17 protein-coding genes are annotated in these 22,022 nt (G+C 38.6%); 5 read left to right on the top strand and 12 right to left on the bottom strand.

Annotation, left to right across the window (positions count from 1 at the left end; translation table 11 throughout):
- Positions 1 to 31: 31 nt before the first annotated feature.
- The 5 genes from MWU82_RS04560 to MWU82_RS04540 form a co-directional block, all read right to left on the bottom strand.
- Positions 32 to 1,582, bottom strand: coding sequence for an SDR family oxidoreductase (locus tag MWU82_RS04560; RefSeq protein ID WP_247095400.1), 1,551 nt, complete (start codon positions 1,580 to 1,582; stop codon positions 32 to 34).
- 47 nt (positions 1,583 to 1,629) lie between these two features.
- The gene (locus MWU82_RS04555; protein ID WP_247095399.1) at positions 1,630 to 2,943 is read right to left on the bottom strand and encodes a DEAD/DEAH box helicase; all 1,314 of its coding nucleotides are present in this window, start codon (positions 2,941 to 2,943) and stop codon (positions 1,630 to 1,632) included.
- A 5-nt stretch (positions 2,944 to 2,948) separates the two neighbouring features.
- Positions 2,949 to 4,289: a DEAD/DEAH box helicase gene (locus tag MWU82_RS04550; protein ID WP_247095398.1), complete on the bottom strand. Its 1,341-nt coding sequence runs from the start codon at positions 4,287 to 4,289 to the stop codon at positions 2,949 to 2,951.
- A gap of 270 nt (positions 4,290 to 4,559) precedes the next feature.
- Positions 4,560 to 7,070 (bottom strand): outer membrane beta-barrel family protein, encoded by a 2,511-nt coding sequence (locus tag MWU82_RS04545; protein WP_247095397.1) that lies wholly within the window; start codon positions 7,068 to 7,070, stop codon positions 4,560 to 4,562.
- Between the two features lie 89 nt (positions 7,071 to 7,159).
- Positions 7,160 to 7,969: a helix-turn-helix transcriptional regulator gene (locus tag MWU82_RS04540; RefSeq protein ID WP_247095396.1), complete on the bottom strand. Its 810-nt coding sequence runs from the start codon at positions 7,967 to 7,969 to the stop codon at positions 7,160 to 7,162.
- Positions 7,970 to 8,390: 421 nt separating this feature from the next.
- Between MWU82_RS04540 and MWU82_RS04535 the strand changes: the two genes are divergently transcribed.
- The 3 genes from MWU82_RS04535 to MWU82_RS04525 are packed head-to-tail and all read left to right on the top strand — an operon-like array spanning position 8,391 to position 10,716.
- Positions 8,391 to 8,969 carry a TetR/AcrR family transcriptional regulator gene (locus tag MWU82_RS04535; RefSeq protein ID WP_247095395.1) on the top strand — a complete coding sequence of 193 codons (579 nt, stop codon included), beginning with the start codon at positions 8,391 to 8,393 and terminating at the stop codon, positions 8,967 to 8,969.
- A gap of 25 nt (positions 8,970 to 8,994) precedes the next feature.
- Entirely contained in the window at positions 8,995 to 9,993 is a 999-nt protein-coding gene (locus tag MWU82_RS04530; protein WP_247095394.1) for an NADP-dependent oxidoreductase, read from the top strand.
- A gap of 45 nt (positions 9,994 to 10,038) precedes the next feature.
- Positions 10,039 to 10,716, top strand: coding sequence for a type 1 glutamine amidotransferase domain-containing protein (locus MWU82_RS04525; protein ID WP_247095393.1), 678 nt, complete (start codon positions 10,039 to 10,041; stop codon positions 10,714 to 10,716).
- A 222-nt stretch (positions 10,717 to 10,938) separates the two neighbouring features.
- On the opposite strand, the gene MWU82_RS04520 is transcribed toward MWU82_RS04525, so the two are convergent.
- From MWU82_RS04520 to MWU82_RS04505, 4 genes are all read right to left on the bottom strand, one after another.
- Positions 10,939 to 11,832 (bottom strand): DUF4382 domain-containing protein, encoded by an 894-nt coding sequence (locus MWU82_RS04520; protein WP_247095392.1) that lies wholly within the window; start codon positions 11,830 to 11,832, stop codon positions 10,939 to 10,941.
- A 280-nt stretch (positions 11,833 to 12,112) separates the two neighbouring features.
- Positions 12,113 to 14,140, bottom strand: coding sequence for a M3 family metallopeptidase (locus MWU82_RS04515; RefSeq protein ID WP_247095543.1), 2,028 nt, complete (start codon positions 14,138 to 14,140; stop codon positions 12,113 to 12,115).
- A gap of 297 nt (positions 14,141 to 14,437) precedes the next feature.
- Complete coding sequence (locus MWU82_RS04510; RefSeq protein WP_247095391.1) at positions 14,438 to 14,950, bottom strand: hypothetical protein; 513 nt, start codon at positions 14,948 to 14,950, stop codon at positions 14,438 to 14,440.
- A 181-nt stretch (positions 14,951 to 15,131) separates the two neighbouring features.
- Positions 15,132 to 17,075 carry a helix-turn-helix domain-containing protein gene (locus MWU82_RS04505; protein WP_247095390.1) on the bottom strand — a complete coding sequence of 648 codons (1,944 nt, stop codon included), beginning with the start codon at positions 17,073 to 17,075 and terminating at the stop codon, positions 15,132 to 15,134.
- A 185-nt stretch (positions 17,076 to 17,260) separates the two neighbouring features.
- Here MWU82_RS04505 and MWU82_RS04500 point away from each other — a divergent pair, with 185 nt between their 5' ends.
- Both MWU82_RS04500 and MWU82_RS04495 read left to right on the top strand, forming a co-directional pair.
- On the top strand, positions 17,261 to 17,653 hold the full coding sequence (locus MWU82_RS04500) for a DUF2784 family protein (RefSeq protein ID WP_247095389.1): 393 nt from the start codon (positions 17,261 to 17,263) through the stop codon (positions 17,651 to 17,653).
- 76 nt (positions 17,654 to 17,729) lie between these two features.
- Positions 17,730 to 18,467, top strand: a complete 738-nt coding sequence (locus MWU82_RS04495) for a phytanoyl-CoA dioxygenase family protein (RefSeq protein ID WP_247095388.1) — start codon at positions 17,730 to 17,732, stop codon at positions 18,465 to 18,467.
- A 77-nt stretch (positions 18,468 to 18,544) separates the two neighbouring features.
- On the opposite strand, the gene MWU82_RS04490 is transcribed toward MWU82_RS04495, so the two are convergent.
- The 3 genes from MWU82_RS04490 to MWU82_RS04480 all read right to left on the bottom strand — a co-directional run bounded on the left by MWU82_RS04490 (position 18,545) and on the right by MWU82_RS04480 (position 21,949).
- On the bottom strand, positions 18,545 to 19,933 hold the full coding sequence (locus MWU82_RS04490) for an FAD-binding protein (RefSeq protein WP_247095387.1): 1,389 nt from the start codon (positions 19,931 to 19,933) through the stop codon (positions 18,545 to 18,547).
- 55 nt (positions 19,934 to 19,988) lie between these two features.
- Positions 19,989 to 20,471, bottom strand: coding sequence for a cupin domain-containing protein (locus tag MWU82_RS04485; protein ID WP_247095386.1), 483 nt, complete (start codon positions 20,469 to 20,471; stop codon positions 19,989 to 19,991).
- A 371-nt stretch (positions 20,472 to 20,842) separates the two neighbouring features.
- Complete coding sequence (locus MWU82_RS04480; RefSeq protein ID WP_247095385.1) at positions 20,843 to 21,949, bottom strand: nickel-binding protein; 1,107 nt, start codon at positions 21,947 to 21,949, stop codon at positions 20,843 to 20,845.
- Positions 21,950 to 22,022: the final 73 nt, after the last annotated feature.

Genomic DNA, 22,022 nt, shown 5'->3' with positions numbered 1-22,022 from the left:
TAAATTCAAGTTATAATTTGACCAGATACAATTACCAATCAATTGGAAAGTAATCCTTCAGGAATTTACCAGACCAATGTTTCCCGGTATTTATTCCGTCTATTAACGGATCCATAACCCTGGCAGCACCATCCACAATATCCAAAGGCGGTTGAAAATCATAGACTTCCTTTTTCATTTTAGAGAGTTCAGCGGGGTCTTCATCAGTAACCCATCCAGTATCCACGGCATTCATAAATATTCCTGCTTTGGCCAATTCCCCTGAAGCGGTATGGGTAAGCATATTTAAAGCGGCCTTGGCCATATTGGTATGTGGGTGGCGTGATTCCTTAAAAGAACGATGAAATTTCCCTTCCATTGCCGAAACATTAATGATATGTTTTTGTCCTGTATTCTCCTTCTTCATTAATTCTGCCAAACGGTTGCACAATACAAAAGGGGCAACGGCATTTACCAATTGTACTTCCAACATTTCAGTAGTTTCAATTTCTCCCAGTTTAAGTCGCCAACTATTTGTTTTACGTAAATCTACCTGTTGAAGATCGGCATCCAATTCCCCCGTGGGAAATACCTCTTTTGCCACCAAGACATTGTCAAAACTATAGGGAATTTGCGATAATTTGGCCGAAGCCCTTATTCCGATTCCCGCTTCCGGTCCATGCCAGGTAACCGGCATATTCTGATTGGGAGATGCTCCTGAGGTTAATTCTTTTAATTCCTGTAAACAACCTGTATGATCGCTCAAAACTTTTTGTGCATCTGGAGGAAGTAATGTTATGGGGCTTTCTTCTTTGGACATCAGATGATGGTAAAAGCCAGCGGGCCGCCTAACGGTCTGCGCTGCATTATTTATAAGAATATCCAATCGGTCATATTGCCGCTCTATATAATTACAAAATATTTCCACACTTGGAATATGACGTAAATCCAGACCGTGTATTTTTAATCGATGCCCCCATTCCATAAAATCATCCTCTTTGGAAAAGCGCAATGCCGAATCAACAGGGAACCGGGTAGTAGCGATCACAGTAGCCCCACCGCGTAATAACATTAAAGTAATATGATATCCAATTTTTAATCTGGAGCCAGTTACAACGGCAACTTGCCCTTTTACATCGGCTGTTTGAAAACGCTTGGCATAGTTAAAATCACCACATTTTATACACATGGTATCATAAAAATGATGTAATTCGCTAAACTCCGTTTTACAAACATAACAGTTTCTTGATACCTCCAGTTCCTGTTTTTTATGATTGACCAATTCTGCAGAAGGCATAAGTTTAGGGGCAACAAATATGTGGGCCTCGCGTGCATTTCTAATACCTGTTTCCTTCCGAGCCTTTTTATCCCTTGCTTCTTTTTTACGAAGGGCACTTTTCTTACCGTCCTTTTTTCTTCTGGAAAATTCTTCCCTATTGGGTCTGGAAAATTGGCCCGATACTTTTATTAAAGCGGTTCTTTTTTCTTTTGGAATATCAAATATCTGATCTGTGTGGTCCACTAATTGCTGCAAGAGTGCAATACAATTATCAATCTCCTCTGGAGTGATCGCAGCTTTATTCCCTTTTAGATCTTCTTTCATTTTTAATATATTCCAACGGATAAATATTTAGTTTTTACTCCAAAAAATTAGAGAATCGTAATGCGAACTTTTTTCTTTTTTAAACGTGAATTGTTCAATTTATCCACCAATTGATCGGCAATCGACAAAGGAACCGCAACAAAGGCGCAGTCCTGTTTTAATTCTATCTCACCCAATTGGTCCTTGTTGACATTTCCCTGTTTAAAAAACAGCCCAGCAATATCACCCTTGGAAATTTTGTCCTTTCTTCCTCCTGAAATAAACAAGGTTTCCCAAAACTGTTTCATAGGTGCCGCTTTTTTGGAGATATCCATATCGCCAGTATCCTTTATAAACTCAGGCAATTGCTCCTTTTCCCATTTTAATACATAGGCGGTGCCTTTGGCATTTACCCTTGCCGTTCTGCCATTTCTATGGGTAAACTCCTCCGAAGAATGTGGAAGCTCGTAATGAATTATATATTTTAACTCCGGGATATCTATTCCCCTTGCCGCCAAATCCGTGGCAATTAAAATTTGACTGGTTCCGTTTCTGAATTTGATAAGGGAACGCTCCCTATCCTTCTGTTCCATTCCTCCGGAAAAGCAAGTGTGCCCTATTTTATTTTTCTCCAATAAAGAACTCACTTCCTCTATACTATCCCTGAAATTACAGAAAATGATTCCCGGCTGATTTCCCAAGTGTTGCAACAGCTCCAATAGCCTTGGTAATTTATCCTTGGCAGGCGATAACACGATCTTAATTGCTAATTTTGAACCAACTTCTTCCTCTAAATAATCGATAAGTACTGGCTGGTCCAATTTTACAAAACTTGGAATCTCAACTCCCTGGGTAGCGGAAGTCAAGATCCTTTTTTTAATATTGGGCAATTCACTTAGAATTCCTGCCATTTCCTCCTCAAAACCTATTTCCAGAGACTTGTCGAACTCATCCAGCACCAAGGTTTTAATACTTTCCTTTGAGAACCGGTCACTATCAAAATGATCCAAAATACGCCCTGGCGTCCCTATTAAAATAGAAGGATTATGTTTAATTTCAATCTTATCCTTGGACATAGGGCGTCCGCCATAAACGGCATTTACCTTATAACCAGTCCCCATATTTCTAACCACTTGTTCAATTTGTATAGCCAATTCACGCGTAGGTACCAATATCAGTGCCTGTACTTCATCAATATTGGGATCTAGAGTTTCGATCAATGGTAATAGGAACGCCAAAGTTTTACCCGTACCCGTTGGTGACAGAATAATAGTGTTGGTGGATTTTCCAATTACAGCAATAGCTTCCTCCTGCATGGGATTCAACTGCTGGATATTTAGTTTTGCTAAAACATCCTCCTGGTCTTTAATATTATTTGCCATGGCTATTATTTATTTTTTTTCTTTTTGGGCGCTTCTACTTTTGGACCGTGACCCGTAGATTGCGCCAAGTAATTCGCCAATATCTTATCTATAAGTTCCTCTTTTGTCAAATGATGGAAAACTGTTCTTATTTCTTCCCTAAACTCTTGGGAAATATTTCGGTTGGGCTTGGTCTTGAATATTTTGTTAGCCCATATCAAGGCATTGTTTTCTTCAATACTTTGGGCATCCGCCTTTTTAAATTCCTTAAAATCTATACCCAACTCCTTTTCAAAATCGGCAATATCCTCCACTTCCTCTTTTTGGATAACACTTAATGAAAATCCTGCTGCCCCTGCCCTAGCGGTACGTCCACTTCTATGGACATAGGTATCATAGGTGTCCGGTAAATGATAGTTTACCACATAGGATATCTCCTTAACATCGATACCACGGGCAGCCAAATCGGTTGCTACCATGACATCTATATTACCTTCTCTAAATTGTCCCATCACCCGATCTCTAATTCCTTGGGTTAAACTGCCGTGGATGGCTCCTGATCGGAATTTATTGATGGCCAAATTTTTCCCCAATTTATTGACCGCCGCTTTCGTCTTGCAAAAAATAATTCCCCTTTCGCCTTCCCTGGACTTTAAAAAGTGTAGCAGAACTTCCAATTTCTCTATGGGTTCCACTACAACATACCTATGCTCTATGCCCTGATGCCCTACGGTAACCATGTCCGCTTCTATCTGAACCACATGTTTGGACATATAATTCTGGATCAATTGTTTTAAGGCTCCCGGCATGGTGGCGGTAAACAATAATGTTCTTCTGGTTTTAGGAATTTCTGAAATAATATTATCCAGGTCCGCCTTTAAAGCAGTTACCATTTCATCGGCCTCATCCAAAACCAAATACTTGATATCTTTAATATTGATGGCCTTCCTATTCACCAAATCCACCAGGCGGCCTGGTGTGGCCACTACGATATGGGTGATACTCTTTAAACGTTCAATTTGAGGTTTAATAGGGATTCCTCCACATATGGAAGCAATGGAAATAGACGGACTATGGGTGGAAAAGGAAACCAGATTTGCATAAATCTGTTGCCCCAGTTCCCGTGTAGGCGCCAATATTACCAATTGTATATTGCTATTATTTGTATCTATCAATTGTAATAAAGGCAACCCAAAAGCAGCTGTTTTACCGGTTCCTGTTTTTGCCAGACCAACTACATCTTTGTTTTGCTCCAAAATCACAGGAATTACCTTCTTCTGAATATCAGTGGGCACTGATATTTGCTGGTCTATTAAACTTTGAAGTAGGTGTTCGTTAATTCCTAAATCAGAAAACTGCTTTGACATATAATAATTTTTGACAAAGATAGACACAGTTTTTGCGGCAATAACACTAATTGCTCAATATTCCTGTTTAATAAAGTCACGGACTTTTAAAGTAGCAAATAAACACTACCCTTTTTGTCTTATAATCTGAAATGGACCTAGTAGAAATTCAATTTGCCTACTATTCGTCCTATTTCTTTCCTTATGACCAAATTTAATGGAACAAAAAAAGGTCTAGCAAATATTATTTACTAAACCTTTTTCTGGCGTAAAACTACTACGTCTGCCTATTTAGAATTCTTTTTTTCCAAACTCACTTTCTATAAACTTCGCCTTATTTTTTATGGCATTAAACGTATAGGACAAATTAATGGATATCATATCTACCTCATACCTATAATTGGTAGTAGTGTAAAATTCATTGGCTTTATAGGTAGTAATTCGCTGTTCATTGGTATCCAACAACCCCATATCCATATTCTGCCATTGAAGGGTTGCCGTTAATTTATCGTCAAAAAACGACTTTCGGAAGCTAAGATTTGGGGAATAGAACCTGGAATCCTCTCCTTGGGCCGTATTTGTTTCGGACAAATAATTAAAAGTAAATTGTAACGAGGCATTTTCCCAGAAAGAATAGGTAGAATTTACATTGAAAGAGTAAATGGTAGCACTACTATTTACATCGTAATTTCTGGTAATACCATCCCTATGCCGAAATACAAAGGCTCCATCAATATCATAGGAATAAATATTAGCTCCTATATAATTGCTCCAATTTTGGCTTGGTTTCAACTGAGCCCCTAATTCAAGTCCAACAGCATTGCTTTTGCCCACATTGGAATAAACTCTATTAATAATACTGTCCAATACAGCACCATTGGTTTCATAGGCCAAGGTGTTTACACGGTTTATTACATTGTCTACATGTCTAAAATAAGCCGTGGCACTGACCGAATTACCTCCTTTAAAATTTTTGATGACTCCCAATTCTACCAAATCTATGAATTCCGGTCTCAATTGATTGTCCCCTTGTTCAAAAACCTCTGAGTGTTCCCTTTCTGCAAAACTGTTCATTTTTAGGGTGGTTGTACGTTCTACCCTTTTGCTATAGGCCGCCTTCAATTTGGTAGCATCGTTAACAGTATATTGCAAGGAGGCCGATGGAAATAACTTAACAAAATCATATGTATAGGTTTGCTCGGGATCGGCAGTCCTTAAATCCTCTGAATAAGTTCTATCCATGGATTCCAATCGTAGACCTCCGGCATAGTCCCATTTATTACTTGCGCCTGTAAGTTGGGTATATCCAGAGTGAATGGTTCGCTGAAGACTTATATTACTGGAAAATTCAGGTACCAGAACGCCATCGCGCTCATAAACAAACTCACCTGTATGATCAATATCCCTAAATTGGTAGCCTGTTTCCAAGGTACCAAAAGAAAATGGCTTAAATTGGTAATCCACATTTACCCGATACCCATTAAGTGGGTTGTCATTGGTATTGTACTCCTGCTGATAAACAATATTACGATCAGTAAGTCCCAAATTATCATTATAGGTAGGACCGCCCAAAAAAGTATATTCATACAATAGGGAAGTAGACAACTTGGCATCATTGTTGAATTTATGGGCATAATCAAAACTGCCCAGGGCAAAATCGCCTTTTCTAGTTCTTAAATTATGATTATAATACTGAAAAGTATAGTCCCTATTGCCACTGCCAATAGGAGAAATGGCATGATTGTCATAATAATCGATATCGGCCAAACGATCTACGGTATGCTTTCCCGCATAGAAACCCAAGGAATAGGTATCAGCATCATTAGGTGTAAAATCTACTCCAAAACGCCCATTGTAGCTAATATCATCAAAACTCCTCTCCCCATCGGAAGGCAAAAAAGTTTGCTTGTCCTCGGCTTGATTGATAACAAAAACCTCACCTTCCCTCCTACCTGTTTTATCATTACGCTGGTAGCTTGTTCCGAAGGACAGGTTCCATTTATCGGTTCGCTTGTTCAAAGTTGCATCAATACCATATCGCTGAGCTGCCACCTTGGTATCATAGGGTTCTATGGAAGGTAATCCACCACGAACATTAATTTGGGCATAAACTCCATTGGTGGCTCCTTTTTTTGTTATAATATTTAAAATACCTCCTTTACCCTCCGGATCATATTTGGCCGAAGGCGCAGTAATCAACTCCACTGTTTCCAATGCATTTGCCGGTAATTGGGACAATATGGCACTGGCATCACCTTGGGTAGGTTTTCCGTTGATTAGGACGGCAAATCCAGAACTGCCCCTTACACTGATACCGCCTTGTGCATCAACAGTGACCGACGGCAAGTTTCTAACGACATCAATGGCATTACCACCCTGACTGCTTTGGAATTTTTTGGTATCGAATACCTGGCGATCTATTTTATGAAGAACTGTGGCCCGTTCACCCTGAATGACAACTTCGTCCAATTGGTTTCCTATGGATAGGCCAATTATGGATAGGTCTTTGGCGGGTTGCTTTTTATCTATGGTGATGTCGGATATGGTTTTGGTATCGTACCCCATAAAGGAGGCTTCCATATAATAGGTTCCAGGTTTTACCCCAGCTATTATAAAAGAACCATCTTGAGAGGTAACAACTCCCGTAATCAGGGAACCATCTGCCTGATTATAGAGGGCTGCGGTGGCATATTCCAATGGTGAATTATCGGTAGCATCTATAATTTTTCCCGAAATTTGGGCTGTTGACACTTGTATGCCCACCAATAGGACAACAAACATTAAAAAGTTCTTACAATTCATAAATATCAATCTTAACTTAAAATTTTGACAAAAATAGAGGAGCCTTCCAATTTAAAATGGTGTATTTGAAAAAGGAATGGTACTAATACTTAAAGTATGTTTTTTCTATATTGTAATGGGGTAAGTAGTGTATATCGTTTAAAATATTTGGTAAAATGCGAAGTATCCTTAAATTCCAAGTCATAGGCAATATCACTGATTGATTTGTTTGTATATGCCAATTGTCTTTTAACCTCCATAATTATATGTTCTGCAATAACATCCGATGCCGTTTTGTTGAACGCCTTATGACATATAGCATTGAGGTTCTGCGAAGTAGTATTTAAAGTCTCTGCATAGAACGAGACATTATTTTTTAAATTCTCGGACAATAAATTTACAAATTGAATAGTCTTATCCGTATTTTCCCCACCTTGCAAAGAAGCGTATTTAACCATTTTTGACAATATGGCCTTTAATCCCCCCTCTACGGCTTCCTGATTTAAATTAGCTTGTTTCATCTCCCAACACAAAGACTTAAACAAAGCCTTTAAGGATTTATCCTCGTCTTCAACCGTTATTTTTTGGCAGTTGTTCAGTTTGATCAACTGTGTATTAATGTATTTGTCCAGTGTTCTTTCCAAAAACGATTCCTTGATAATGATAACATACCCCTTGGGTTTTGTGGTAATCTCCCAATGATGAACTTCATCCTTTTTAACCAAAAATAACAAGGGAGGCTCTATACTGTGGCTTTCCATATCCATATGATGAAAACCACTACCTTTCACAAAATAAATTATTTCAAGATACTTGTTGTGTTTGTGAGGCTTGGTATACCTTTTAGTAGCATCAAAAGGTTCTATTTTTATACCAACTTCAGAGTTAATTTTGTTGTATGTGCTAATAGTATCGTTCAAAATGGCCTGTAGTTATCAAAGTATAATATCAGTAAATGTAAATATTACGTTTTAAAATCGATTTTAGCAAACTTAACTTTATGATAAATTTATAATAAGTTTTAAATAACCTTCCTTTCCCAAATACTCATGTCATAACATACCTAGAGTGTAAAACTAGTTGAATACTGCGATTTTGGCAGATCACATCAACGTTGCATTTTACGTTGATAATAGACCTCCCAAATAAACCACTATCCCCTATCACGTGCAAATAATCAACTTATAATAACATTATCCTATTTTATTTGATTTTTTTATACCTGTAAACTTTTGTTAAAGTACCAGTAAAAAGAATGAACATTCATTTTTAGCGTTACCTTTGTACCCATGCTGCTATCAACGTTGAACAGCACCCTTATAAATTCGCATTTAGAATATTATGGCAAAACTCCAAAAAAGTATAGAAAAGCGAAATGCCTTGGTAAAAGCTACCATTAACCTGGTCAATAACAATGGGTTCCATGCTACTCCCATGTCCAAGATTGCAAAAATGGCGAACGTCTCACCCGCCACTATATACCTGTATTTTGACAATAAACAGGACTTGGTAAACAAAGTGTACATAGAAGTAAAGGCGGCATATACCGCTTATGTATTTAAAAACTTCACTAGTGACATACCTGTATCCAAAGGTTTTGAAATAATTTGGAAGCGCATTGCCGATTTTAAACTGAAGGAAGTGGAAGAAGCTTTGTTTCTGGCCCAGTGCGACAATACCCCAATGATCGATGAAAGCAGTAGACAGGAAGGCCTAAAACACCTTCAGCCATTACTGGACTTATGGGAAAGGGGAAAAAAGGAAGGAATTATAAAGCCTTTGTCGCCCTACCTATTATATGCGTACTCCATAAATCCCCTCTCCTTTTTAATGGTAATGCAACAACGGGGTGTTTTTCAATTAAACCAGGATCACCTGGAGGAAGCCTATCAAGCGGCCTGGAACAGTATTAAAAAATAGAACTCAAAACACTTAAAACAACATTATGATTCAGACAATTTTATTAAAAAATCGACCTAAAGGGAAACCTACATTATCGGATTTCCAATTTCTAAAGGAGGATAAAGAACTAAACATCCAAGAAGGAGAAATACTTTTGGAGGCGAACTATATTTCCGTTGACCCCTATTTAAGGGGAAGGATGAGTGATGCCAAATCGTACGTTCCACCTTTTGAGGTAGGAAAACCCATAACTTCTGGGGTAGTTGCCAAAGTTATAGCTTCCAAAAACGCTAATTTTAAGGAGGGCGATTTTGTTTCTGGTATGTTGGACTGGAAAACCCTACAAATTTCAAAAGGTGAAGGACTATTAAAAGTAGACAAGGACAGAGCTCCACTCAGTGCATATTTAGGCATCTTGGGTATGACAGGACTAACCGCCTATTGTGGGCTCACCCAAATTGGTAAACCCAAGGCCAAGGAAACCTTAGTGGTCTCTGGTGCTGCAGGTGCCGTGGGCAGCGTAGTAGGACAGATTGGAAAAATACTAGGGCTCTATGTTGTTGGTATTGCTGGGACGGATGAAAAAGTAGAAATGCTTACCTCCGAATTCGGCTTTGATCATGCCATTAACTATAACACTACAGAGGATATGGGAACTGCCCTTAAAACTGCTTGTCCTGATGGCGTAGATATTTATTTTGACAATGTAGGCGGCCCTATTTCCGATGCTGTGTTATTTAATATCAACAAATATGCAAGAATGATTATTTGTGGTGCTATTTCGGTGTACAATAACACAGAAATCCCAAAAAGTATTAGCGTTCAGCCCTTTTTGGTAAAAAATAGCGCTCTAATGCAAGGTTTTATAGTTTCCAATTATTCGGAAAAGTTTCCCGAGGCTATGAAACATTTATCCACTTGGTTGGCCGAAGGCAAATTAAACTATACCGAAACCGTAGTAAACGGTTTTGAAAATACCCCGCAAGCATTCTTGGATTTGTTTGAGGGTAAAAACAAAGGGAAAATGATCGTGAAAGTCTAGGCTTTGATTACTTCCCAAATTTCATAAACAGTAAATTAAAAATAAATGAAAATACTATTTGTACTAACATCACACGATAAATTAGGAGATACCGGAAAGAAAACAGGATTTTGGATCGAAGAATTTGCGAATCCATATTATACCTTATTGGACAAAGGAGCCGATATTACCTTGGCTACACCAAAAGGTGGTGCTGCACCCATAGACCCCAGTAGTGATACTCCCGATGCCAGTACCAAGGACACGGAGCGCTTTAAAAATGATGCCGTGGCAAAGGAAAAAATAAAGCATACGCTGGTATTGGGAGAAATTGACCCCAATGATTACGACGCGGTATTTTATCCTGGAGGTCACGGACCCTTATGGGATTTAGCGAATGACAACACATCTATATCGCTCATTGAAACCTTTAATAAGCAGAGAAAACCTATTGGCTTTGTATGTCATGCCCCGGCAGCACTAAAGGGTGTTAAAAACGAAGATGGAACTCCTCTTGTAAAGGGTAAAAAAGTAACAGGGTTTACAAATTCGGAAGAAGAGGCTGTGCAACTAACGAATGTAGTTCCATTTTTAGTGGAAGACATGCTCAAAACAAATGGCGGTATCTTCTCCAAAAAAGCGGATTGGGCGGCATATGCAGTGCAGGATGGCAATTTGATTACAGGACAAAATCCGGCATCTTCAGAATTGGTAGCGGAAAAACTATTGGCGTTTCTTAATTAGAGAATCATCTTTAGGCTATAAAAGCCGAACAACTTGCAATAGTTGTTCGGCTTTTTTTTGTTAAAGGCCTAAGTCTGGTATTTACTTAAATTGAGTACCAATGATCTCTAATTATTTCATAAACTAGATCCCCTCTAGTCTTGAAAATCTAGCCAATCTTAAAGCTTTTACAAAAAAAGGTGGGCTATTACACCCACCTTATTAACTTCATATAAAATATTCTTATTCCCCTGCCACCAAAATAAAATCTTGGGAGGTCTTATTACCGGCAACTATATCTATGCCAGTAACTGTTTCTTTTAAGTAGGTTGATAATTCTACCTCAACATCATATTCTCCGGCCATTAGCCCCATAACCATATATTTTCCGTCAGCATCCGTAAAAGTAGTCGTATTCAAAGTGTCGGCTGCAAAAACGGCTACTTGTGCCCCTTCCAATCCTACAGCAACTTCTTCCTGAAGAGTTGTAACCATACCGGACAAAGTGCCAGCGGTGGACATATTGCAAGCTTTAATGACTGGTTTAAAATTAAAGCCGGTTATATTTTCAAAGTTACTTCCTCCGCCTTTGGCTACAAAGGATTTGCTTACATCGAAGTCCAACAATAGATCAGCACTTAGTCCACCATTAACTACAAGTCCGGGCTTAATGAAAATTTTAATACCACTTTGCTCTCCGCTAGGTACTTTTAAATCAAATGTGGAGCCATCCGTTAGTACTACATTTACTCCTTTTACGTAGACCCTTATAAGGTCGTAAGTACCAACCGGTACTTCAAGGTCGACCAAATTTTTAGTAACTCCGTTGGTAAGATCCAAAAGGTTTACCTCCATTTCATCTTCCATTAATACCATAAAAGAGGATTTTTCTTCTGTTTCCATCGAAGAATCAGAATTGTCACCAACCTCAGAATTAATATCCATATCCCCTTTGTAACGGGCTTCTAACTTAAAAATAGTCACGTTTGCCTCCGCTACCAGGTCATGGGGAAAAGGTGCGTCCGTTAGATTAACGGAAAGCCGTCCATAATCACTGTTCTTATCATCATTGTCCGTACAAGAGATGAAAACGGTAAATACAACAAAAAATGCGATTGTAAATAATTTAAATTTCATAGTTATAAATTTTAATAATTAGTAATTATTAATACACCCCCACATTTAAAGGCTATATATAACAACAACCAAAGATGGGCCATACCCTACCACAATCTCAATATTTTTGATTCTTTTCGATGAAATGCACACGATTAATGAAACTTCACGGAGTATTAATGCCTCTTAGGTCCTAAATTTAGGTGTACAAGGATTACTCAATTTTCCAATTCAGATCAAAGAAAAGGGCCCTCTCCGGGCCCTTTACTATTTGCGATTGCAACGTATTAAGTTTCATGTTTTATTGTAGACCCCTGGCTTTTAGCATGGGTTCAATTTTTGGATCCCCGCCGCGCCAATCCTTGTACATTTCTTCCAATGGCATGGTATTGCCACGGGAAAGAATCATATCCCGTAAACGCTGACCGTTTTCCCTAGTAAGTCCGCCATGTGTTTCAAACCAATTGTATGCATCATGGTGCAGCATTTCTGTCCACAAGTAGGAATAATAGCCTGCGGCATAGCCACTGCCAAAGATATGAGCAAAATAAGTAGATCTATAACGTGGTGGGACGGCCGAAACAACATCCAATTTCGTTTTATGCAAGGCCTCTTTTTCAAAGGCATTAGCATCCTCTATTTTGGTGTCCGATCCAATAGTATGCCATTGCATGTCCAAGTTGGAGGCCGCCAAATTTTCGGTTAGGCTATATCCTTGATTAAAAGTGCCCGATTTCTTTATCTTATCTATGAGCTCTTGTGTAATTTGTTCCCCTGTTTTGTAATGCAGGGCATAGTTTTTCAGGATTTCTGGATACAGGGCCCAGTTTTCATTGAACTGGGAAGGAAACTCAACAAAATCCCTCGCCACCGAGGTACCGGATAATGATGGGTATTGTTGGTCGGCAAAAAAGCCGTGGAGCGCATGTCCAAATTCATGGAACATGGTCTCTACCTCATCATAGGTAAGCAAGGCCGGCTCACCCGCTACAGGTTTCGGATAATTACAAACATTGTAGATCACAGGTTTTTTATTGTAAAGTTTGGATTGATCTACAAAATTACTCATCCAAGCCCCTCCCCGTTTACTTGGGCGGGAAAAGAAATCGCCATAGAATAATCCCAATGGATCTCCGCTCTCCTCAAAAAGCTCATACACCAGTACATCTTCGTGATAGGTTGGGATATCCGTTCTGGCCTTATAGGTAATTCCATATAATTTCTCGGCAGCATAGAAAACCCCTTTTTCGAGTACGGTCTTCAGCTCAAAATAAGGCTTGATCTGATTTTCATCCAAATCGTATTTCGCCTTGCGTACCATTTCGGCGTAGTGGTTCCAATCCCAAGGGGCAAGGGTAAAATCCCCTCCCGTTTTCCGGATCATTTCTTGAATCTCCATCGCTTCTTGTCCCGCCTTGGCCGTAGCTGAAGGAACAAGTCCGTTAAAGAGTTTAAATACATTTTCCGGCACTTTGGCCATGGTATTCTGCAAGCTCCATTCTGCGTAATTGGCAAAGCCCAACAGGGCCCCTTTTTTCGCTCTTAATTCCGCAATTTCCGTAATAATGGACTTGGTGTCCTGAGCAGTACCATCGGCACGCAACCAAGCAGCCTGAAACAACTTCTCCCTTGTCTCCCTTTTTTTCAAGGATTGCAACATAGGTTGTTGTGTGGTATTTTGAAGTGTAATTTTCCAGCCTTCCCCATCCTTGTTTTCCAAAGATTTCAAATCGGCATCGGAGAGCCCAGCGAGGTCGGACTTATCTGTAAAGGTTACAGCTCCGGCATTATTGGCCTCCAATAGTGTTTTATTAAAGGTGTTGCTTAGGATAGCCAAGCGCGAATTATAGGTTTTCAGGGTCTCCTTGTCTTCTGCCGATAAGTTGGCACCGGCAATTTCGAAATCTTCAAAATAGGTTTCCAATAATTTTAAGGATTCCGCATTCAAATCCAAACTTTCCTTTTTATTGTATATGGTTTTTACATGCTGAAACAATTTATCGTTTAAATAAATGGCATCCCGAAGTTCTGAAAATTTAGGCGCCATTTCCTCTTGTACGGCCTGCAGGGTATCATTGGTATGTGCTCCGGTAAGTGCCAAAAATACATTTCGAACCCGATCTAAAAGCACACCGCTCTTTTCCAGTGCCAGTATGGTATTTTCAAATGTTGCTGGATCAGTACTGCTTACAATTTTTTTAATGATTTCTCTTTTTTCGTCAATTCCTTGCAATAATGCTTCTTTGAAATGATCGTTTTTAATTTTGGTGAAATCGGGTGCGCCATACGGTAAGGTACTTTCAGCGAGCAATGGATTATTGGAATTCATGGAATTTTGGGAGGTTGGATTATTCTTGGTACTGGAGTCCTTACATGCGGAAAACATAACCGTTAATAGTAACATGGAACAAACTTTTTTCATTCACTGATGTATTTGAAATTTTAGCGCTAAAATAATGAAATTAGTAGAATCCATGTTCTTTGGTAGTTTCAATAAATTTATCCAACATATGTTCTTCATTACCCAATTTACAATGATGCAGCAATTGGATTCAGATGACATACGACCATAAAAAAACCTTACCGGAGGAATAAGGTTGTAATAAACTGTACGGTACTTCAGTTGTTATTCATCAAAATCGAAGGTCATTTTCTTCTTCTGGTTTCCATCGGTCAAAGTAACCTTGTACTGTTTTTTTGTCAAATTGTCCTCGGAAAATACACATATATACCGGTTCTTTTCCATTTTCCAACCTTCATTGCCGTCAAATACCATTTTCCTTACTGTCATTGGCAAGACGATATTTTCAAAGTTTTCAAAGGCTGTTACAATAGAACCATCGGAGGTATAGGAGGCTATAATGTCTCCATTACTAGCTTTGAATACAACTTCGAAAGTATGGATGTCCTTTTTATCGTATTCATTCAAAGAGGTTACATCAAAGTTGGCAGCTTTGTATTGTAATTCCTGGACCACTTCCGGAGTATTACCATCATTTACTTTCTGCAAATAATCTACATTAACTGGTGAAACCGTTATGGCATCCAAGGTTACAGCGGTTATTCCGTCATGCTCTTCCTGTGCAAAGACGAAGCATGTAAGACCTAAAAAAATCAATAATGTTACAAATTGTTTCATGATAAGGTGGTTTAAATTGTTATTAATTCATTGCAACCCGAAGATATAATTAGTTGTTAATCAATACATAACAATTATATACACTTTACTTATAACTTATTTTTGAAGTAATTAACTAATGAGTTAAAGCCTTACAGTTATGTTGAATTTAAAGAAAAAAAGACCTGTAGTCGCAATAGCCTCAATCCGGAATAGTAAGTGGAGGTACGGGAAACTTCATTTTCTTATACAAGTCCAAATACATGGGGTCCTGCCGATAGGGTGCCAGTAAAGGTTCGGCGCGTAACCAAGTCATTTCTACCTCGTGGCTTTTATAGGATTTTTGAAGCCAATTGAAAACTTCCTTCCTATTTTGGATATGACAGTAATAAAGTGCCATAAACCAGGCCGGACTGCCGGAAGAACCTTCTTTGAATTGTTTCTGCAAGGTGGTGAGACTTTCTTGAACACCCTCTATATTATTGGCCATTTCATAATGTAATGCATTAAGCCAAACTACAATAGGCGGACGGTCTGTAAAATTATTCATCAATTGCTCCAGTTTTTCTTTAGAGGCATCGTATGCTCCAAAATAATAATACCACTTGGCCGCTTCCCTTAGATAGAACATATCATCCATAAACAGCGGATCATATTGCTCTAAATCTTCTTTTGCCTCCTCACTGGAAGAAACGAAAAATATCACTGAGGCCCTAATAGCAAATAACCACCCATAGGATGGATCTTCCAAAATAAGCTTATTTAATTCCGATAGGGCATATGAATATTTGCCGGTCTTAAGGTAATAATCAACAAAGAGATATTCGTTCCAATTATCAGCCCCTAAACGGGCAGAGGTTTCTGCTACATATTGCTCCACGGCCTCAAAATTCCAATCAAAATAAAATTTACCAATATGCAATTGATCGGACAACTGTATATTATCGCCATCAATTAACGAAGCCTTTTCCAAATAATATTTGGCATTTCTCCATGCTTCCTGCTCACCATACATACCCCAAACAGCTCCACCTGTAACATAAATATCGGCCAGGCCAAGATAGGGTTCAATAAAAGTTGAATCCAAGTCCAAGGCCTTTTCATATAAGGGTATTGCATTTTTGAATGATGACTGATTAAATTTATTGTTTTGATATTTGGCCAAGAGATAATAATTATAGGCTTCTTCATTTTTTGTTGGTATGCCTTTAAAGGCATCATAGTCCTTTTCAGTAAGTTTCACATTCATTATAGTGGCAACCTTTTCTGCAACCTTCGATTGAATTTCGAATATTTCATTCGCCTTCCATTCTCCAGAATAAGAGCCGGACCATAGTAGTTTATTCAAAGGACCATCATTTAATCGCAGATTTATTTTAAACAGATTACCCTGTTTTTGAAAGTTTCCTTCAAGAATGTAAAACACTTTAAGTGCCTTTGCCAATTCGGGCAAACTTTTCTCGCTGTTCTTAAATTGGAGACTGGACGTAAAAGGAACTACCCTATCCATTTCCCTAATTTCAGAAATTCTGCTGATTACGGCATCGGTCATCCCATCACTTATGTATTCCAATTTGGGGTCCCCACTCCAATTCTTTAGGGGCAATACCACAATGGACTTGGTACTGTGGCTGGAAGGCATTGAAGAAGTTGTGGGAGTATCAATTGGAGGTTTTGTCCAAAGACTATTATACTGAAAATAGCCATATAGAAGTATTAGAAAGAGAATTACCGAAGCTAAGGTAAACTTCATCTTTTGATTACCGGATTTTTCAAACTTCGGGCGTTCTTGCTGCAGGTGTTCACGAATTTTGGCTTCCCCAGGAGTAAAACCAAAATACTCCTTAAAGCAAGTATTAAAATAGGTGGGGCTGTGAAAACCTACGGAATAAGCAATTTCAGAAACCGTAGCCATATCTTTTTGGAGCAGCTCCATAGACTTTTCAAGCCTCAATTCGCGAATAAACTGACTAACGGATTTTCCTGTTAGCTTCTTTAAACGCCTGTGCATATGCGAGCGACTCACCCCATAGATACGGGCTGCTTCCTTAACTCCAAATTGTTCGTTATCGAAATTATTACGAATAATTTCAGTCAATTTTTGAAGAAAACAATCGTCTTGACTCTTTGAATCTGAATTACCCATAAAATATTAGGTTAATAATTCAGGGGGGAAATGGCACTCTTTTAAAGTTACGAAATATTAATTATAATAAACTGATTAATAATATTTTAAGCACACCCTGGCATACTACTTTTCCTCGAATTCCACAAAATCGTTAGGGCAGGATAAAATTGCTATCTTTTCAGAAAAACCAATCCTTCTACATAATGGACGATGCATTTTTAAGAATAGCCAATATTTTTTTCTATGTTTTTCATACGGTTCTCATTATTTTTAATTTGTTTGGATGGATATTAAAACGTACACAAAAACTTAATCTTATCACCTTGCTTTTAACCTTTGGGTCTTGGGGTTTGTTGGGGATTTGGAAAGGTTGGGGCTATTGCTTTTTAACCGATTGGCATTATGAGGTCCTTGGACGATTGGGCGAACACAATCTACCAAATAGCTATATTGGTTTTTTGATTAAAAAAATAACTGGCTGGTTGCCCAATACAGAATTGATAGATTTTTACACCCTTAGCTTGGCTATCTTGGCATTATTATGTTCGGTTTGGGTCAACCTTATATTACCAAGGACAAGGAGAAAACCCCGTTAAATGTGGCAAAAAAAATATTTAAGACAATTATATCGTATCTTTTTTAGCTTGAAATCATTTATTAATATACTTAAGCATGCTCACAAAGGAGGAAATTGAAATTTTGGAAAATAAGGGTTATTTATCCCTGGGCAAACTATTGACGGATGCACAGGTAAAAGCCATAAACGACAGGATTGATGCCATAATGCTGAATGAAGGTCAGGCTGCCGGATCGGAATTGGCCGAATCCAAATATATAAGGCATCCCAAGGAAGAGGGTGCCGATCGCTTGGCCGATCTGGTTAACAAAGGGGACGTTTTTGATATTTTTTACACACATCCCAGGGTACTGGCCGGCATTGCCGCCGTACTAGGCCCATCCTTTAAATTATCCTCCCTAAACTACAGGGCTGCAAAACCCGGTCTTGGACATCAGAATTTACATGTAGATTGGGGCAATAAAATGGTGGAAGGTGTCTACAAAGTCTGCAATTCCATTTGGTTATTGGATGACTTTACAGAAAACAATGGGGCTACACGTATCGTGCCCGGCACCCACAAACTTGGAATATCGCCCCAAGTAAAAATGGAGGATCCCAGCCTTCCCCATCCTGATGAAATAATCATCACAGCACCGGCAGGATCTGTTTTTATTTTTAACTCACACGCCTGGCATGGAGGAACTACCAACCTTACTGACAAGCCAAGAAGAAGTATACACAGTTATTTTTGTACCTCCGACCAACCTCAACAGATAGATCAAAAAAAATATATTACCGAGGAAACCAAACAACGTGTAGGTAAAGAAGCCCTAAAAATTTTGGATGTTTAGTGGACTTTAAGACCTCGATAGGATATATCATTGTTGGCAAGCTATCTAATTGGCTTGCCAACAATGTTCCCTGACCCTTAGCCACTAGGAAGGATATTCTGATTTACCCTAAACAAGTTATTAGGGTCATGATGTTTTTTTATATGGGCCAATCGCTGGTAGTTATGCTTATAGCTTGCTTTTACCCGTTCCTGACCTTCATTCATCATAAAATTGGAATAAGCTCCCCCAGAGGAGTGTGGGTGCAATTCATTGTAATAATCTTTACACCAATTGGTTATTTTTCCTGCATTGGCGGCATCTGGATCTACGCCTACAATAACGCCTGCATATTTTGCATCCCTATAAGCCCATGGAGTATCAGTATTCCCTACCCTGCCTGCAGCTCCACTAATTGGATATAAATGCATTTGCGAAAGCGGTGTCGGGATTTTTGAACCATATTTTAAATGGGCCGACCTAATTTCTGTTCCTAACTTATTGAAAAAGTCGGCCCTCCAATACCATTGCAATCCAGGAGGCAATAATCCATCGAACATTGTTTGAATTGAAGGATAGGGCATTTCACCAACATGTTGGAACAAGGGTTTTTTATCCAATACAGGTTTAAAGATTTCTTCAAATTTATCTGGATGACCAGTATAGCACCATACAATTCCACAGAATTGCTTATTGTGCAAATGTTCGGGAAATGGTGGGCCGGGAATAACCATAGTTGCAATAAAACCATTTAAGTCTTCCGGGGCTTTATGTATAAATTCATCATACCAAGCCATAATTTCTTCAGTTTGTTCAATGGGCCATAAAGTAGGTCCACCAATAACCGTTTTTAAAGGATGGGCCTGAAACTTAAATGAAGTTACAATTCCAAAATTTCCACCACCCCCACGAATGGCCCAAAAAAGATCAGGATGCTGCTTGGCGTTCACGGTAACAAAAGAACCATCGGCCAAGACCATATCGGCCTCCAGCAAATTGTCTATGGTAAGTCCGTATTTCCTGGTAAGGTAACCCACGCCACCTCCCAATGTTAAACCGCCTACACCTGTTGTAGATATCATTCCACTCGGAATTGCCAGTCCAAAGGCATGTGTGGCATGATCTACTTCCCCCCAAATGTTACCCCCTCCAACACGTACAGTATTATTGGAAGTGTCCACTTGAACAAATTTAATTCCGGATAGATCAATGACCATACCGTCATCGCACAAGCCCAAACCCCCGCCATTATGTCCACCTCCTCTAACAGCGATCAACAAATCGTTTTCCCTGCCAAAGTTTACCGAAGCTATTACATCGGCCACATCCACACACTTTACGATCATGCCAGGATATTTATCGATCATACCATTATACACCTTGCGGATACTATTGTAGCTACCATCGGAAGGCATTACTACCTCTCCCCTTATTTCTTTTTTAAAGGATGCTATGAGGTCTGCATCCATACCGATAACCATTTCCATAATCTTGATTTTAAATTAATTTTTTATTTTATTTTCTGTTAATGTGTACTTACCATTATTCTTTAAGTACCATTGGAAAAGCATCCAAAGGTTCCTCAAAGGCAATAAAAAGTATACAAGGATCTTTGTCCCCACATTTAGCGGTATGAGGTTTAGTAGATGGGCCAAAGGCATAGGAGCCAACTTTCATTATCTGTTCCTTTTCGCCTTCATAAGTAACACGCAATTCTCCAGAAACAAGAATCATGCGCTCGGCTGAATTATGCCAATGTTCAGGTATTTCATAGCCGGCAGGTACTTTAAAGAATACATCCAAGTTTCTTTTGGCAGGGTCACCGTGCAATACCGATATTGTACAGCCTTCAGGCATAAAAGATGGGCAAGGGCCCCATTGTAAATCTTTATCCTCATGTGTCCTTACTAAGGAGGTTTCCTTCGCTTCTTTTATGTCACCTTGGCCAAATAAGGAAAAACTTGCAAAAAATGTCAAAACCAAAATGACAACTTTTAATTGGGAATACTTTAGAGTGTTGTTCATGACTAAAATGTTTTAAGATTAATAATTGTTAATATCAAATAAGAGGCACTGCTCCTAAAAATGAAACATTGGAAGTTTAACCAATTCACCTTCCAGTTTAACATGCATCCACAACAAGTGGCTGACAAGCTGGAATTGAGAAAAAGTACGCGATCGGTTATCTAATTCTTAAACAAGGGGGATACGGGTAAAAAACTAAGTAGCAATGATTATTGACTTGTTTCAGGTTCCTGAATGGGAAACAAACACTATTTGTTTCAGGACACTTCCATTTATCTAAAGTAAAATTAAAGCAAGTAAAACCTAATGACCTCTACATTTAATTCAAATAATTACAAAATTTGAGCATGTACAGGTTTGCACTATAACGTTTAAACCGTATAGCTTTGGATATATTTGGACGGAAGGATTCCAAAATTATCCATAAAACATTTTGAGAAATAGGCCGGACTGTTAAATCCTGTTCCAAAAGCAATTTCAGAAATATTATTGGCTTTTTTATCCAATAATTGCATGGCTTTTTCCAATCGGTAATCTTTTATAAAGTTGTTGGGGGACTTCCCTGTAAGGGCAATCATTTTTCTGTATAATTGGGATTTACTGAATCCCATATTTTTACTAAAATCATTGGAGTTAAATGCGGCATTGGTCCATTCTTTCTCAGTAAAATCCATTAATAGGTTTATAAATTTTTCCTCTCCAACATTTAGGGTTTTAAAACTCTTATGGTTCAATTTAACATTCAAATTTTCACTTTCATACAATTCCCTAACTTCAGGGGAAATAACAATTTTCCCGTGGACCATTTCACAAAACCGTTCCGCAAGTTTAATGGTATCTTCAAAAATACTATCTTTTTCGGTCACTGGAACGCCAGCATTTAATCCTATGCTCAATTGAAAACCATTATTAAGGTTCTTTGAGGAGGAATTAAGATGGGAATGTATCTCTACAGCACAAAGTACAGCATTGGTAACCGAATTAAAGGACAACAAAAAATAAGCTGTTTTTTGCCTTACAATCCTTCCCAAAAATTTTTCTACAGATCCGATAATAAATTTACTATGTTCACTGAGTTCCCTATTCATAAGCCTGGGGTCAACACCCTTAAGGGATGCTTTTCTTAAACCAATGACCATTATGGTTCTAAAAGCCGGGTCGTTGATTATATTTAACTCTGTCTTTTGAGATTTTTCGGGATCCTCTATTCTACCCAAGAACGATTCCACAATGGAACTCTCCACTTCAATAATTCTGTGGGGAACTTCTCCGTGTGCATGATTGTGCATATCCTGAATGGCCTTTTTATTGGGGGCTTGGATTAAACAAAAGGCAGTTCTCCTTTTCTCATCGCACCAATAGGTCATACCCTTACATCCGTAAAGATGCTCAATTTTTAGATCTTCCCGATGCATCTGTGCAACATGCACCGCGGTAATTTCCTTAGGAATTTCATGACGATCCATGTAAATAGGCATAACAGTAGATTTTTATACAAGTTAGTGATTTTAATCTAGTTACATGCGTGTTTTCCTGGCTGGTTTTTGCCTA

The organism is Arenibacter sp. S6351L, from assembly GCF_023016025.1.
GTDB classification, from domain to species: Bacteria; Bacteroidota; Bacteroidia; order Flavobacteriales; family Flavobacteriaceae; genus Arenibacter; species Arenibacter algicola_B.
Note: the sequence above shows the minus strand (reverse complement) of the source record. Positions and strands in the feature narration are given on the sequence as shown.